The 16,283-nt window shown below is 50.1% G+C and carries 15 protein-coding genes and 1 pseudogene; 13 read left to right on the top strand and 3 right to left on the bottom strand.

What is annotated here, in order from left to right:
- The gene (locus tag AB7C91_RS09315) at positions 1 to 657 is read right to left on the bottom strand and encodes a helix-turn-helix transcriptional regulator (RefSeq protein WP_428590872.1); all 657 of its coding nucleotides are present in this window, start codon (positions 655 to 657) and stop codon (positions 1 to 3) included.
- Positions 658 to 991: 334 nt separating this feature from the next.
- Here AB7C91_RS09315 and AB7C91_RS09310 point away from each other — a divergent pair, with 334 nt between their 5' ends.
- From AB7C91_RS09310 to AB7C91_RS09250, 13 genes are all read left to right on the top strand, one after another.
- Entirely contained in the window at positions 992 to 2,452 is a 1,461-nt protein-coding gene (locus AB7C91_RS09310; RefSeq protein ID WP_428590869.1) for a sulfatase family protein, read from the top strand.
- A 36-nt stretch (positions 2,453 to 2,488) separates the two neighbouring features.
- The gene (locus tag AB7C91_RS09305; RefSeq protein WP_428590866.1) at positions 2,489 to 3,916 is read left to right on the top strand and encodes an ABC transporter substrate-binding protein; all 1,428 of its coding nucleotides are present in this window, start codon (positions 2,489 to 2,491) and stop codon (positions 3,914 to 3,916) included.
- 20 nt (positions 3,917 to 3,936) lie between these two features.
- Positions 3,937 to 4,854 carry a carbohydrate ABC transporter permease gene (locus AB7C91_RS09300; protein WP_428590863.1) on the top strand — a complete coding sequence of 306 codons (918 nt, stop codon included), beginning with the start codon at positions 3,937 to 3,939 and terminating at the stop codon, positions 4,852 to 4,854.
- Positions 4,851 to 5,702, top strand: a complete 852-nt coding sequence (locus AB7C91_RS09295) for a carbohydrate ABC transporter permease (protein ID WP_428590860.1) — start codon at positions 4,851 to 4,853, stop codon at positions 5,700 to 5,702. Before AB7C91_RS09300 ends, AB7C91_RS09295 begins: the two co-directional genes overlap by 4 nt.
- Before the next feature lie 3 nt (positions 5,703 to 5,705).
- A complete protein-coding gene (locus AB7C91_RS09290) occupies positions 5,706 to 7,487 on the top strand; it encodes a glycoside hydrolase family 2 protein (protein ID WP_332445935.1) in 1,782 nt (593 codons plus the stop codon).
- Positions 7,488 to 7,661: 174 nt separating this feature from the next.
- Positions 7,662 to 9,050 carry an amidohydrolase family protein gene (locus tag AB7C91_RS09285; protein WP_428590857.1) on the top strand — a complete coding sequence of 463 codons (1,389 nt, stop codon included), beginning with the start codon at positions 7,662 to 7,664 and terminating at the stop codon, positions 9,048 to 9,050.
- Positions 9,051 to 9,082: 32 nt separating this feature from the next.
- Positions 9,083 to 10,084 (top strand): BMP family protein, encoded by a 1,002-nt coding sequence (locus tag AB7C91_RS09280; protein ID WP_332445937.1) that lies wholly within the window; start codon positions 9,083 to 9,085, stop codon positions 10,082 to 10,084.
- A 57-nt stretch (positions 10,085 to 10,141) separates the two neighbouring features.
- The gene (locus AB7C91_RS09275; RefSeq protein ID WP_428590853.1) at positions 10,142 to 11,650 is read left to right on the top strand and encodes an ABC transporter ATP-binding protein; all 1,509 of its coding nucleotides are present in this window, start codon (positions 10,142 to 10,144) and stop codon (positions 11,648 to 11,650) included.
- Positions 11,647 to 12,657, top strand: coding sequence for an ABC transporter permease (locus tag AB7C91_RS09270; protein WP_428590850.1), 1,011 nt, complete (start codon positions 11,647 to 11,649; stop codon positions 12,655 to 12,657). Before AB7C91_RS09275 ends, AB7C91_RS09270 begins: the two co-directional genes overlap by 4 nt.
- A 1-nt stretch (position 12,658) precedes the next feature.
- On the top strand, positions 12,659 to 13,597 hold the full coding sequence (locus AB7C91_RS09265) for an ABC transporter permease (protein WP_428590847.1): 939 nt from the start codon (positions 12,659 to 12,661) through the stop codon (positions 13,595 to 13,597).
- Between the two features lie 9 nt (positions 13,598 to 13,606).
- Positions 13,607 to 14,374, top strand: a complete 768-nt coding sequence (locus tag AB7C91_RS09260) for a MerR family transcriptional regulator (protein WP_428590844.1) — start codon at positions 13,607 to 13,609, stop codon at positions 14,372 to 14,374.
- Between the two features lie 53 nt (positions 14,375 to 14,427).
- A complete protein-coding gene (locus tag AB7C91_RS09255) occupies positions 14,428 to 14,892 on the top strand; it encodes a hydrolase (RefSeq protein ID WP_428590841.1) in 465 nt (154 codons plus the stop codon).
- 50 nt (positions 14,893 to 14,942) lie between these two features.
- Positions 14,943 to 15,515 (top strand): class II aldolase/adducin family protein, encoded by a 573-nt coding sequence (locus tag AB7C91_RS09250; RefSeq protein WP_428590838.1) that lies wholly within the window; start codon positions 14,943 to 14,945, stop codon positions 15,513 to 15,515.
- On the opposite strand, the gene AB7C91_RS09245 is transcribed toward AB7C91_RS09250, so the two are convergent.
- Positions 15,516 to 15,926 carry a hypothetical protein gene (locus AB7C91_RS09245; protein WP_332445944.1) on the bottom strand — a complete coding sequence of 137 codons (411 nt, stop codon included), beginning with the start codon at positions 15,924 to 15,926 and terminating at the stop codon, positions 15,516 to 15,518. It abuts the gene before it with no gap.
- Between the two features lie 136 nt (positions 15,927 to 16,062).
- Positions 16,063 to 16,283 (bottom strand): annotated as a pseudogene (locus tag AB7C91_RS09240) (hypothetical protein); the annotation flags it as partial.

The raw sequence follows: 16,283 nt of genomic DNA, 5'->3' as shown, positions 1-16,283 counted from the left end.
TCAGAGTGAACGCCGGAAATCGCTCGGGGAAAGGTGAAAGTAATGGGAGAAAGCTGTGGAGAACGTAGACGTCGACTCGTACCCGATCACTTCCGCCACTTGTGAGATGGGACAATCGATGTTCTGTAGCAGTGAACGGGCATGCTCCATCTTCAATTCACGGACTTTCATTCCTGGGGATTTTCGATAGAATACATGGCAGAGTCGGGAGAAATGGGCCGGGCTAAGATCCACTTCCTTGCACAAGGCATCCAAAGACCACCGCTGTTCCAGTGATGCAGATACCTGCATCCAGAGCTTGGAGAAGCTTTGCTTGTAACGAAGCAGGCCGGGATCGCTGTTTTCCTGCAATTCCCGTTGTAGGGTAAGGAAGAATAGTTGGGCATACAGCTGTTGTATCGTGGAGCGCTCCGAAGCATTTTCCAATTCTTCGGCAAACATATCTTCCAAGTAATATCTCAGTCTATTTGCATAGGGTGTGGTCCGCAAAGCCCAATCCTGGGATGGCGGTACCAACCAGGAATTTTCCTTGGAAATTTGCAGCCAGATGAGTTTCCAGGGAACTTTCCCGACGGGACGATGTATGTGCCCTTGCCCGTCAGCATGAGAAAAATACAAATCTTGTTCCTTGGTTATGATTTTTTGTCCATTTTCCATCAGATATTCTCCGGACCCGGATAACGTAATACTCAGGATATGATACTCCCTATATGCTGGGCGACGAGCACAAAATCCAGAGACAAGAGTACTTATTCCACCCTGTAAGATAGACATTTGTTTAAAAATACTTGCTGAGAGGACTGATTGAGGGATGAAATGCTCGACACAGGATGGAGGTATCTTGTTGTATTCTGATCGTATTTTCATGGTGATAGGATATCATGTAATTCAAATGTTTCAATGAAATGATAAGAATTCAAAACTTTTGGATAATTCATCATATTGTGCCGGCACTTCAGAGACCCTACTGTTGAGACAAAGGGAACATTTGATGAATACGAATCGAGACAAACGACCGAATATCCTTTGGGTTTGTACTGACCAACAAAGATTTGATACACTCGGGTGCTATGGGAATCCATACGTACATACGCCCAATCTTGACGCACTTGCAGCTTCTTCCGTGTTCTTTGAGCAAGCCTATTGCCAGAGTCCCGTTTGCACTCCCAGCAGGGCGAGTTTTCTTACCGGACGGTATCCGGTAACCGCTCGGGGGCGTCAGAATGGTGCAGATATTCCCGATTCGGAAGTATTGGTGACACGATTGTTGAAAGATCATGGGTATACCTGTGGATTGTCGGGCAAATTGCATCTGAGTGCATGCAATCCGCAGAGTGGTTGTACAACCATGGAACGCAGAATTGATGATGGATATGATGAGTTCCATTGGTCGCACGACACCGCTCCTGTCTGGGGGTTGCACAATGAGTACTATCGGTGGCTTGCCGATCAATGGGGCACCAGCTATAAGACTACCCCTCGCCAAGAAACTACATGGGTTCAGGACGGCATGCCTGAAGAGCAGCATCAAACAACGTGGTGTGCACAGAAAGCAATCGAGTTTATGCGCCAGCACGCTGATGATGGTCAGCCCTGGTTGTTCAGTGTCAATATGTATGACCCGCATCATCCGTTTGATCCCCCGAAATCATACCTTGATCGCTATCTTTCTTGTTTGGATGGCATCCCTTTGCCGAAGTATGTACCGGGTGAGGAAAACGACAAACCGATATGGCAGCGGCAAGACCACACAGGTGCATACAATCATCATGCAGGATATCCGTTCTCCGAGATGACGGAATTGGATCATAGGATGGTGAAAGCTGCGTATTGGGCAATGTGCGATCTGATCGATGCCCAGGTTGGCAGAATGATTACGGTATTGAAAGAAACTGGGCAATGGGAAAACACCATTGTGATCTTCATGAGTGATCACGGTGAATTGCTTGGAGATCATGGAATCTACTTGAAAGGTCCATTCTTCTATGATTGCAGTATTCATGTACCGTTGCTTATCAGCTGGCCGAATATGCTTGCTCCACAACGGGTTCCTTCCTTGGTTGCTCTGATGGATCTTCCCCAGACCCTTCTGGAACTCTGCAATCTTCCCCCCTATGATGCCATGCAAGGTAAATCGATGGTTCCGTTGTTGCAGGATCCAACAAACTTGCATCGGGACCATGTGTTCTGTGAGTATCTGAATGCCATGCCGTGGCATACAGAGCCGAAGGCCTTTGCTTCCATGGTTCGGACGCAACAGTACAAATTGGTGGTATCTCACGCATTGCCTTCCGAGGGTGAACTGTATGATTTGTCAGTCGACCCGTCGGAAACTCATAATGTGTACCACCATCCAGAATATACCGCGGTGAAATTGAAGCTTATGGAACTGTTGCTCCATGACTGGGCTTCCACCGCAGATCCTTTGCCAAAAAGGAGATCAGATTGGTAATCATCAGAATGGTGATGAATAAAACGGAGGAATTATATGAAAAAAGGAATGGTTGTCTGGTTGCTGGTTTTGTTTGCTGCAACATCCATGCTCTTTAGTGCGGGAACTTCTGAAAAAGAAGCCGTATCTCAAAGCTCAAGCCAACCCAAAACGTTGGAATGGTGGGATCATTATCTTCCCTTGGCTCCCTTGCATCAAGAAATTTGGAATGCCTATGAAGCCAAAACTGGGGTGAAAGTTAATTATACGCAGTATGATCCGGCCAAGCAGAATGATGCATTGCTGTTGGCTTTCCGTTCGGGTCAATGCCCTGACGTATTTTCCATGACCTTCCCGGGGAACCCTGAACCAGCGATGTATAAGGATGGTTGGTTCTCGCCCATGGCTATTACAAAGGACCAGCTTCCAAAGCAGATTCAAACCTCCTTGTTCGAGGGATATACCATGTTTGGGGGAAAGGTCTACTCATTCCCGACCATGAACAACCTGAATCACAATGTTCCGCTCTGGTATCATACGTCTATGATCAAGGAATCCGAGGTTCCTGCTACATTTGATGCAATGCGGGCATTAGCCAAGAAAATTACCCAGCAGTCAAATGGGAAGGTCTATGGTGTCATTCTCCCGATTGCCTTCACCTCTCGCATGAACGATTCCATCAAGGATTGGCTGAATGCTGTAGGAAGTCCTGGATACATCGATTGGAAAACAGGGGCGTATCAATTCGATTCTCCCCAAATGTTTCAGGTGTTTGCATTCTTGACCGGACTGAAAGATGATGGTTCTGTGCATCCGTCATCAGTCAATTTGGATATGCGTGCTGCGAGAGAACGTTGGGCTGCGGGTGAAGCTGCCGTCCTGTTTGATGGTTCCTGGAATATTGGTGTGATAAAAAGCAATTTCTCGGCAATCATTGATGATGTCGGTGTAGCTGAGCCGGTCCGCGCTGATGCATCCAAACCGTATACCATCTATCGCACTCCGCCCAAGGGAACCTTCTTCATTTCCAGTCAATCGCACGCTGTACAAGAGGCTACCGATATCCTCATGCAATTGACAAGCAAAGACTATTATAAAAAATTGGCTGAAAGAATGGACCAGCCGCCCTTGGATTTATCCGTGGTTGATACCGCGAATGTACATCCTACCTATAAGAAGGTAATCGACATCTTTGCAAAGACAATGGCATATGAGCCTGATCCTCTGCTCCGCAACCCTGCAATTGGTGATGTATATGCTGAGATGAGGGACATTCATCCAAATCCTGCTGAAATCCTTCAAGGATACTATGCTGGAGCAATCAAGGATTGGAAGGCTGAACTCAAGAAATACAATGCAGCGATGACAAAGGAACGGGAACGTGCCGTCAAGAAAGTTCAGGATGCCGGTGGCAAGGTATCGTTGCAGGATTGGGTGTTCCCCAATTGGGAATACGGCATGAACTTCACCACGGATAAGTATTGAGCGATTGAAAGGGGTTTTTGATGAGTAGTAAGAATTCAGTAAACGGGAAAACTCCCTACGGATGGATTTATCTGTTTCTCTTGCCGACATTGGTATTATACGGGGTGTATTCCTTGTGGCCGGTTCTTGCTACTCTCTACTACTCCTTTCTGGATTGGAATGGATTCCAGGTTTCCGGAGTCTGGAATGGTCTGGGGAATTATGCAGAACTACTCTCGGATTCATTGTTTTGGAACAGCTTGAAAGCGACTGTGTGGTTTATTCTCATTGTGGTTCCCCTTAGATTCTTCATTTCATTATTCTTCGGAATTTTATTGAATTGGAGCAGATTACGCTATAGATCGGTTTTTCGTACCCTGTTGTTCATTCCGGTCGTTACCACCAGTGCGATCGTTGGCACCATCATGAATATGATTTTCGATCCTATGAAAGGTCCCTTCAATCTGCTGCTGTCGCAATTCGGTTTGATCCAAGGCCAGACGCATTTCCTGGGTTCAGCGGAAACTGCGTTGGTTACTGCCGGGTGCATCTGGGTATGGAAATGGCTTGGGACATCAATTATTTACTGGATTGCTAGTTTGCAGAGTATTCCGAATGAACTCTATGAAGCTGCGCATATTGATGGAGCTGGTGCATGGACTATATTCAAAAGCATCACCGCACCCCTGCTGGTTCCGTTCGGCATCATAATATTTGTTTTGACGCTGAGTGATGCGATGCGTGTTTTTGATCTCATGCTGACGCTTACCGGTGGAGGTCCGTTCTTCAGGACGGAAGTGATTGAACTCTTCATCTATCGCTGGGCATTCGGGGCATCGGTCCCGAGGCTGGGGTATGCCAGTGCGGCTGCTACCATATTTGGTCTTGTGTTTATGATTCTCACCATAGCACAACTCACCATCGGCCGACGATCACAACTTGGAAGGGGTGAAGAATGAGTGCACAACGGCGAATAGTCCCTAGGAAAGCAATTGGCCCCATCGGGGTATTTGTGTTGCTCGCAGTCTTTTGCTTTGGATGGATTTATCCATTTTTATGGATGATCAGTGCATCCTTCAAGGACTCCTTGGAACTCTTTCAGAAAGGGTTGCAGCTCCTTCCTGACTCATTCAAGTTCGATGCCTATGTTCGAGCATGGACGAAGGGAGGATTCAGCAAGTATTTTGTGAACAGTGTCTGGACAACCGGGATGTCAATCATGTTGGTGGTAGCCCGGTGCGCCCTGGCAGGGTATGTGCTGGCGATGTACGACTTCAAAGGGAAAACGCTGATCCTTTCGGTTCTGATCGCTACATTCCTGGTTCCCACAGGTACTACGATTATTCCCATCGTGGGATTCAGCCAAAAAATGGGTCTGCTGAATTCACGGACAGGATTGATTCTTGCCATGTCAGGTGGCGGACAGGTGACCTCCATACTCCTGTACAAAAGCTTTTTTGAACGGGTGCCCAAATCCCTGACAGAGGCCGCAATCGTTGATGGCGCCGGTTTCATGACGGTATTTGCCAAGGTGATTCTTCCCATGTCGGGACCGGTAACGGCGACGGTAGTCATCCTTACGTTCATGTTTGCCTGGAATAATTTCATGCTGCCCCTCGTGTTCACCTTTGGCGATCCAGCCTTACGGACACTTCCAGTAGGCATGCTGGCCTTCCAAAGCGCAAATGAAACCGATTGGTCCGGTATGGCCGCTGCCGGTACGTTGAGTCTGCTTCCAATTGTGGCCACGTTCATAGCCCTTCAGAAATACTTTGTCTCCGGTATCGCCGGGGCAGTGAAAGGATAATATATGGATATACCAAGAAATGATTACCCGAGGCCTCAATTTCAGCGTGCAGATTGGTTGAATCTCAATGGGCAATGGACGTACAAAATCGTCAAACGTCCCCAATATTTCTCAAATCAGGTGCAGTATGATGCACTTGAACGAAGCACAGGGTTTGAACGGGAAATCCTTGTCCCGTATTCACCCGAGAGCAAATTATCCGGGGTTGGGGAAAAGGATTTCATCCCGTTGATGTATTATCATAGAACACTGGATATCCCTACTGATTATTGTGACAAAAGAATAGTACTGCATTTCGGAGGCGTCTTCTACCATGCAGAAATATTCATCGATGGAAGGTTTGTAGATTTCCATGATGGGGGGAGCAGCTCATTTTCTGTAGACATCACCCGGTATGTAAAACCAGGTTGTTCCCATCATCTTGTTGTCAAGGTAACCAGTAATCTTTGGGATGGCAGTATCCCTTCAGGAAAACAAAGTTCATTCTATGAATCATATAAATGTTTCTATACACGCATCACCGGTATTTGGCAGACCGTTTGGATGGAAGCGATTCATCCTTGTGCATTGAAAAAAGTGCGTACCGAAACCAATATCCATACCAATATGTTGATCTGCACTCCGGAATTCTATGCTTGCAGGAACGGTGCAAATCTGCAGATTGAACTGTTCTCAGGTACAACCTGCGTTGCATCGCGTATCGAACCCATGCGGGAAGGAATTCCTTTGGAAATATCGGTTCCTTCGGTTGAGTACTGGGATGTGGAGCACCCGACACTCTATCCTGTAGTGTATTCGCTTCTGGATGACCAGGGAACTATCCTTGACCGTGTCCAAGCGTATGTCGGGTTTCGGGAAGTCTCTATTCTTGATGGGATTCTGTATTTGAATGGGAAAAAACTGTATCAACGATTGGTCCTGGATCAAGGTTATTATCAAGACGGGCTGTGGACGGCGCCTTCGGATGAGGCCTTGAAACACGATATTCTTTTGGCAAAGGAACTTGGATTCAATGGGGCTCGGCTCCACCAGAAAGTGTTTGAGGAACGGTATTATTACTGGGCAGATGTGCTTGGGTACCTGTGTTGGGGGGAAAGTCCCAGCTGGGGGTTGGATTATAATACGGAAGGTCTGCCGGCTAGGAATTTTCTCTCAGAATGGGCTGAGATCATTCTCAGGGATTGCAATCACCCGGCTTTGATCGTCTGGACACCTTTGAATGAAACATTCCAATTCACCAAACCTTTGGTGCACCGTAGGTTGCATCGCGATGCATATTCCTTGTGCAAGTTGCTCGATCCTTCACGACCGGTGAACGACAGCAGCGGATATATCCATTTCGTCACCGACCTCTGGACGATTCATACCTATGAACAGGATCCCCATAAACTGAAGCAGTTGTTGGCGTTGGATGCCATGGGCAAACCGTATCGCAATTATCCGGAATGTGAAGCGGAATATTCCGGCCAACCCTATTTGGTGGATGAATATGGGGGAATCAAGTGGGATCCACAGACCCAAGCGAGTGATTCGTTGGCTCAAGGGCAGAACATGGTCTCTTGGGGCTACGGAAAAGCTCCGCTGACGCAAGAAGAATTCCTTGAACGTCTGCAGGAGCAGACACGTGTGTTGCATGAGCTGCCGCATATTAGTGGGTATTGTTATACGCAGTTGACTGATGTCGAGCAGGAAAAGAACGGATTGTATTTCTACAATCGTACTTCGAAGTTTGATGCGCAGATATTGAAAAGTATTTTTACGTATATCCCGGAATCGTATCGATAAAACTATCCGGCGTACCTGGTTCTTTGCCATGTACGCCGACGGATCGCTTTCTCATTCTCTCCATGTATCCTTTCTGCAAATCTGAAACTTTTTCAGAATTATTGGAAAAATTCCTTGACCCTATAGTTACTATAGGCTTTATCGTGCACCCATCAAGTACAAAAGGAGTACGTGATGGGACGGAAAAAATTGATTCGTAAAGTACGGGCGATCGTCTCCTGTGATGCACAAGACCGAGTCTATACTGATTGTGACTTGCTCATCGACGGGTATCAGATTGCCCAGATCGGACCAAACCTGGATGCAGTCGGCTGTGAAATCCTGGATGGGGAGAACTACTTCATTTATCCGGGGCTGGTGAACACGCATCATCATTTCTTTCAGACCTTTGTACGGAATCTGCTCACCATTGATTATCCGAATCTGTTGGTCGTCGATTGGTTGGACCGCATCTATCCGATTTTCGCCCAGATCGACAACGAAGTCATCTATCATTCTTCCTTGGTTGCCATGGCCGACCTGCTCAAACACGGTTGCACCACAGCATTCGACCATCAATACTGCTATACCCGAAAAACAGGAACTGCCGCGGTAGACCGACAAATGGAAGCTGCCTCTCTGTTGGGAATCCGCTATCATGCCGGTCGAGGCTGCAATACCTTGGAACGCTCGAAAGGCAGCACCATCCCTGACGAGATGCTGGAAACCACCGACGATTTCCTCTCCGACTGCCAACGGCTTGTCGAACGGTATCACGACCCCAAACCAAACAGCATGAGCCAAATCGTCATTGCTCCCTGTCAGCCGATCAACAGTTATGAGGATACCTTCAAGGAATCCGTCAAACTCGCCCATAGCCTTGGTGTACGGCTGCATACACACCTTGGCGAAGGGGAGAATCCCATCATGCTGGAGCGTACCGGGATGAGAACCTTGGATTGGGCGCAGTCGATCGGTTTCGTCGGACCCGATGTTTGGATAGCCCACGGCTGGGAGCTGGAACGGGCAGAATATGCCATCCTCGCTGAAACCGGTACCGGCCTTTCCCACTGTCCGGCACCTGCCGTGCTCGGAGGCTTCCCCATCATCGATATTCCCGCCCTCCAGCACGCCGGGGTGAATGTGTCGCTTGGGTGTGATGGCTCGGCTACCAATGACAGCTCCAATCTCCTGGAGACCCTGCGCATGGCATATCTTGCACAATCGTATCACAGCAAACAACGCGGCGGCGCTCCCAGTGCATACGAAATGCTCAAACTGGGGACGGTAAACGGAGCGAAGACACTGGGACGCGAGGATATCGGAAGTTTGGAAATTGGAAAAGCCGCCGATCTCTTTGCCGTGGACGTCTCCAAACTCGAACTGGCCGGTACCCTGCATGACCCGAGGAACCTGATCGCCCGTGTCGGAGCAACCGGTCCGGTCGCCCTTACCATGGTCGGCGGCAAAGTGGTGTGGCAGGACGGCCGATTCACCCAAGCCGACGAGGCCTCTCTTGCCCAAAAGGCCGAGAAGGTATGTACGGAACATCTGAGAAAACAGTTTCCCTCAATCTTTGGTTGAGAATGCGATAGCACATACGAGGAGTGAACACCATGAAGAATGTATTGCTGGTACTGTGTCTGGTTCTGTGTTTGGGGATATCCACCTTGACAGCCGGAGGAGCTGCTGAACAGAGTAAGGACGATGGAACTTTGAAAGTAGCCTTGCTTTTAAGCGGTCCTGCCAATGACCAGGGCTGGAATGCCGTGGCTTTCGCCGGTCTCAAGGAAGCGGAGAAAGAATACAAGCTTGAAACTGCATATTCGGAGAACGTGGGAATCGCCGACGGGGAAGCCGCCTTTCGTGACTATGCAGCCCAAGGGTATGACTTGGTGATCGGCCACGGCTTCCAATTCGGAGATCCTGCCGTCCGTGTTGCTGCCCAGTTTCCGAAGACCAAATTCATGGCGATCGAGTCCAATACCTCCGCTTCGAACGTCGCCAGTTATGTGATGGCCTGTGAGCAGGCTGGGTATTTGATGGGAATGCTTTCCGCCTCACTGTCCAAGACCGGGGTCATCGGCATTGTCGGAGGATTCGAACAACCCTCCATCGTCAAGGTGCTGGAAGCATACAAACTGGGTGCGAAGGCGGTGAATCCATCCATCAAGGTCCTGGAAGCCTATATCAGCAGTTTCACTGATGTTTCCTTGGGCAAGGAGGCCGCGCTATCCATGGCGGACAGCGGTGCCGACGTACTTTCCCATTGTGCCAACCAAGCCGGAACCGGAGTAATCAAGGCAGCAGAGGAACGGGGATTGCTGGCAACCGGAGATTCCTACGACCAGAACTCCATCGCACCGAATACGGTTGTGGCATCCACCATTTACAGTGTACCCGCCTTGGTGTTGAATGCTGTACAGAAAGTGTCCACCAATACCTATGAAGGCGGCGTGTTCAACCTGGGCATGAAGGACGGGGTCGTGGATATTTCCGGATACAACAGTTTCGAGGCGAAGATTCCGCAGACGGTGAAAGACAAGATCTCCGCAACCAAATCCCAGATTCTTGCAGGAAGCTTCACCGTTCCCTTGATCGAAGTACGCACCCATTGATTACAATTCCCCCTGCTTTCCGTTTAGCGGGAGGCAGGGAGTGGGAGAGGAGGTTGTATGCCGTATTTGACCATGACCGGAATCACCAAGCAATTCTTTGGCAAGGCAGCCAATGATGCTGTGGATTTTAGCCTTGAACGAGGGGAGATCCATGCATTGCTTGGAGAGAACGGGGCGGGTAAGACAACCTTGATGAATATTCTCTACGGAATCTACCAGATGGATGCAGGAAGCATCCATCTGGATGGAAAGATCGTGAATATCAAAAGCCCGAAAGATGCACTGGGCCTGCATATCGGAATGGTGCATCAGCACTTCACCCTGGTGCCCACCCTTACCGTCAGGGAGAATATTACCCTTGGACTAAAAAGCCCGGGTTACCCGTTTGTGCATCGGAATATGCTGGACGAAGAGATTTCCGCCTTGTCCGAACGATATGCGCTGAGCATCGACCCGAAGGCGTTGGTCGGTCAGCTTTCGGTAGGGCAGCAACAGCGTGTGGAAATCATGAAAGCACTCTATCGGAAGACGGATCTCTTGATCTTGGATGAACCGACGGCGGTCCTTACCCCTTCGGAGGCTGAGGGGTTGTTTGCCGTATTGCATCAGCTTGCTGAAGAAGGCCACTCGGTGATCATCATCACCCATCACATTGATGAAGTATTGCACCATACCGACCGGGTCACGATCCTTCGCAATGCACGGAACATCCAGACGGTTTTGACCGACCAAACCAATGAACAGGAGCTCAGTCAGTTGATGATCGGGCGGAAAGTCCAGAAAACGCAACACCGTATCTCGTCTTCCGCTGTCAGGCAGCCGGCATTGGTGTTGGATGGAATCCAAACCCAGGAAGGAATGGTGGGACCGCTTTCTTTGACCCTTCATGCAGGTTCCATCGTGGGTATCGCCGGGGTGGATGGAAACGGACAGACCGAACTTGCAGAGGCCATTATGGGCATCAGAAAGCTCAGCAAGGGTTCCGTGCACCTTGATGGTGTGGACCTCACGCATCTGAGCATCCAGCAACGAAGACAAAAAGGCATCGCCTACATCAGTGACGACCGACATCGTGACGGATTGGTGCTGGATATGGACCTAAGGGAAAATCTGTTGCTTTCCTTTCATCAAAAGCCCTCACTGAAGCATCATCATCTACTGGACCGTACTGCCTTGGATAAAGCTACCGAACAGGCGGTCGCCTGCTATGGGATCAAGACAGCTTCCCTTTCCTGTCCATTGCGGTATCTTTCCGGCGGGAACCAACAGAAGCTGATTCTTGCCCGTGAACTCGCCGATGATCCAAAGGTGGTGATCGCCTGCCAACCCACACGAGGGTTGGATATCGGCTGTACAGAGGAAGTCCATAAGACCTTGCTGACCTTGCGCAGCCAAGGCTGTGCCGTATTGCTCCTATCCTCCGACTTGGAGGAAATCCTGGCGATCAGTGACCGTATCGGAGTGTTGTACAAAGGAACTTTGATGGATGTATTTGAAAATGAGCAGGTGGACTTGACCAGACTGGGATTGTTGATGGCCGGGCTTGGAAACGGGAGGTTGCAGTGAAACGTTCCCTTCTGACGTCGGTCTTGCTGACCGTCTTGGTATGTATCGTATCGCTGGTCTGTATTGCAATGGGGGGAAGTAGCATCCCGAAGGCGCTTTCCAGTTTCGTAAAAGGCATTGCAGGTTCCCCCTATGCCTTGGCAGAGGTATTGGTCAGAGCCACCCCTCTGATTTTCGCAGCACTCGGTGTTTCGATCGGGTTCCGCACGGGGTTTCTGAATATCGGGGCCGAAGGGCAGTTGTATATGGGTGCAATCGCCATCACAGCGGTGGGTTTGAAGTGTTCTTTTCTGCCGTCCTTTCTGTTGGTTCCGCTTGTTCTGGCCGCAGGGTTTCTTGCCGGAGGCCTCTGGGCATTGTTTCCCGGGTTTCTGAAAGCAAAGTTCGGTTTGAGTGAGGTGATCAACACCATCATGCTCAACTACATAGCCATCAATGTGGTGGGGATTCTGGTACGAACATCCTTGAAGGACCCTACCTATCCGTATCCGATGTCACCGATGCTCCCTTCGTTTCTCTCGTTCCCGTTGTTGCTTCCTCCCACCCGCCTGCATGCAGGGTTTTTGCTTGCTCTGATAAGTGCACTCTTAGTCTACTTGCTGATGTTCAGGACAGCTACCGGATTCTGCATGAGGGCGGTTGGGTTCAATAGCCGTGCGAGTCTGTGCAGCGGCATTTCCGTTGGGAAGCAAGTTCTGCTCTCCTCGCTGCTCAGCGGTGGGCTCGCCGGACTTGCCGGAGTGTCTGAAATTGCCGGGTTGCATCATCGTCTGCTGGAAGGGATCAGTCCGAGCTATGGCTATATAGCCATTGTGGTCGCACTACTGGGACGCAACCATCCCTTGTACATCATCATTGCCTCTTGTTTGATCGCCGCCCTGCAAGTAGGGTCCATGGCCATGCAACGTGCCAGTGGGGTGCCTACTTCCATTGCTTCGATCATTATGGGGCTTGTCGTGGTCATGCTGCTCATCCAACAGCAGTTGCTGAGGCAGAAGGAGATTTGAAATGGACCATGCAGTTGGCGTACTTGTTTCCACATTTTTTGCAGCGACGGTACGAATGGCTACCCCGATTACCCTTGCTGCCTTGGGCGAAACCGTCAGTGAGAGATCCGGAGTGAGCAACATCGGACTGGAAGCGATCATGCTCAGCGGATCATATTTCAGTTTCTCAGCCATGTTTGCGACCGGCAGTGTTCCCCTCGGACTGTTGTGTGGTATCGCAGGAGGCCTTGCTGTCAGCCTGCTGCATGCGGTCTTGAGCATTCGCTTCAAAGCCGACCAGACCATTTCCGGACTTGCCCTGAACTTCCTGTTTCTCGGCCTCACCAGTTTCCTGTTCCTTCTTCAATTCGGTAAGACGACGACCTTGCCCTCAATTCCTGTTCTCAAGCCGATCGCCATCCCCCTGCTTTCCTCACTTCCCCTGGTTGGGGATGCTTTGTTCAACCAAGATCCCTTTGTGTATGCAGTCTATATAATCACTGCAGTCATGATGGTGATCTTCTACCAGTCGGAATGGGGTGTGGTGCTTGAAGCGGTGGGGGAGCAACCTCGCGCTGCCGACAGTGCGGGCATCAGGGTACAGCGGGTGCGGTATTTTGCCTGTATCGTAAACGGGGTGCTCGGCGGATTGGGTGGAGCTTATCTGACGATGGTGAAATTGGGATTCTTCATGGAAAACCTTACCTCGGGCAAGGGTTATATTGCGCTGGTGGCCGTCCTGCTCGGCAGACGCAATCCTCTTGGTGTCGTTGCTGCCTCCTTGGTCATCGGGTCCGCCGAGGCACTGCAGATCAGACTGCAGACGATGGGATCGAACATTCCTTCCCAAGCATTCGGTATGCTCCCGTACGTGGTCACCATTCTGGTACTGTGCTTTTCTTTCGGTAAGACTCACAATCCTTCGGCTCTGGGCCTTCCGTATGAACGAGACAAACGCTAGACTTTCTGCATGAAGGATTTTTTCACCATCGGCGAATTGGCGACGTTGTTCGGTGTAGATGTACAGACGCTTCGGTACTACGACTCAATAGGTCTGTTGGTTCCCGTTCACCGTGATGCGAAAACCGGGTATCGGTTGTACAAGTTCGACCAGATCTACCAGGTGGCTTCCATACGTTACCTGAAGCGGTTAGGGTACTCGCTTGAGCAGATCAAGAAATATTTGGACAGCAGAACCCTCGACCATACGATCGAACAGCTGAAGGACCAGTCCTTGTTGCTGAGAAGACGCTACAATGAATTGATGGAGATCGACAGCGCCATCCAACGAAAGTTGGAGTTCATCAAACAGCAGCTTCCCTCGGTCGATCTTGCCCATGTCATGGTCAAGACGTTTTCCGACCGGTATTACCTGAATATCGGTTCGGAAGAATCGCTGTATGGTTCGGACGTGTTTTATTTCCATCCCACCCTGGTGTTTTATCAGGGGAAGGAAAAGCGCTTCGGTGCGTTTCTGTTTGAATACCAGGGAGGAAGCCACCTGCAAACTGAAGTGATGCGGATCAAGGCAGGGTCGTTTCTCTGCGCTTACCATCAGGGTCCGTACGAATTGATCGGGGAGACGACAGAGCGCATCCGTTTGCAGGCAAACGGGCGCTTGCTTGCCGATTGGGAGGTGAATTTCAATATTCTTGACCAGTTCGTCGAACGGGACAATACCCGCTTCATCACCGAGATTCAGATTCCCATCCTTGATGACCCTCACTTGGAGATCTGATGTCTTGGCGAAAGACCCAACCGGGTGTACCCTGTCCGTAGGAGGACTGTGGTATGGATGAAAATGTGTGCTGTCCACCGTTTGATCCGACTCCCTGGAAAGATACCCTGGTTTCGTTTGATGATCGCAAATTTGTGAAGAAGCGGGTACGCACCTTTTTCTTCATACCGCTCAATTTCGGTCAGGTGATGCGCACGGCCCAAGCACAGATAGAGAGGGCGGGAGCGAAGGTAGTGGACAATATGGCGCTGAGCAATCACGTATCGCGCTGGACGATGGAAGTCCTGGTTGCCGTCGATCGGGAAGTTCCCGGTCAAAAGATGGCATTTCTGAAGGGACAATTGTTGAGCAACGTATATGAGGGTCCGTTCAAGAATACCGGCATCTGGTGCAAGGATTTCGAAGCGTTGGCGAAAAAACGGAACGTTCCCATCCATACGTGGTACATGTGGTACACGACGTGTCCCAAATGTGCAAAGAAGTATGGCAAGAACCCTGTGGTGATACTCGGAGCATGACGATGGAAGAATTTCCAATGAAACAGGCCTTGGTGTAGGTTGCTCTGAGTTTGTACCAACAGGGGTATGTAGCCGGCAGTGCCGGGAATCTCTCGGTCCTGCTGGATGATGGTTCCTTGCTTGCCACTCCTACCGGATCCTCCTTCGGCTCCTTGGTTGAGGCGGACATTTCTCATTTCACCAGGGATGGGCTTTTGCTGGGCGGCAAGGCCACCACCAAGGAAGCGGCGTTTCATCTGGCCTGTTATGCTTCCCATCCGAATGTCCGCGCAGTCGTGCATCTGCATTCCACCTATGCCACTTTGCTTGCAAGTACCACCGGATTGCAGGACGGACAGCCATTCGTCCCATTCACTCCGTATTTTGTCATGAAGGTCAATAAGGTGGGCATCCTGGAGTACCGGAAACCCGGTTCTCCCTTGATTGCCCAGGACATCTTCGACAAGAGCCAATACTCCACCTATTTGATGCAGAATCATGGGTTGATCACCTGTGCAGCCTCGCTTTTCGAAGCTCAGTATGCAGCTGAGGAATTTGAGGAGAGTGCCAAGCTTTGGTATTTAGGTAGGGCACTGCCTATCAGAACATTGACCCAGGAAGAGATACGGGAATTGAACCGCTGATCATGAGGTCCACTCCACATTCACTGCGGTTGTCTGGTCCTCCAATACGGAGACGCTGATTCCCAATTCCTGGCGCACGATGTACGGAGTAGGGTCGCTCTGTGCTCCAATTTGTTGGGTAAGCTCATAGACATTACAGACCCAATTTCCCGTGTTGAGCAGCGGAGAAAGAAAATGGCCGCTATTCCCTTTCAACGTCGACCCGGGAATGCTTTGTACCGCAAAACTCGTTCCATCGGAATCGTTGGTTCCCGTGAAGTGGTAGTAGTAGCCTTCGTTGATATCCAGAGGTGCAATGGTAAGCTCAATGGTTCCATTGCTTGGCTCAGAAACGGACTGTTCGCACCCGGTGAAGAGCATTCCCAGAATTAAGATGGTTCCGAACAGCATCAAGGAGAGGGCGTATTTCATACAGGGCCTCCATGCTTTGCTTGGTGTGTTTTCGTTCCCTGTGTTTCAGCATAGGGGAAGAATGGATTGAGCGCAAGCAAGAACAACAATAACCCCCCCCATCCTAGGGGGAGGTTCTCTCTACCTGTGATGCCGCTTATTTGGTGGAAGGGAAGCGGACCAACCGTTTCTTCATGGGTTTCTTGTTCTCGGTGAAATAGTTGAGCACCATGACCAGGATCAATACACCGCCCCAGATGAGAGAGATGTAATAACTGCTGATGGTGGGGAACCGGTTGAGTCCGGTCTCGAGTAAGCGGAGCAGGATGATTGCCAGCACCACTCCGCTGATCCGTCCTTTCCCTCCGATTGGGTTGA

Origin of the sequence: Sphaerochaeta sp. (assembly GCF_050256055.1) — a bacterium.
Classification (GTDB): Bacteria; Spirochaetota; Spirochaetia; order Sphaerochaetales; family Sphaerochaetaceae; genus Sphaerochaeta.
This window is presented reverse-complemented; position numbering and strand designations above follow the sequence as displayed.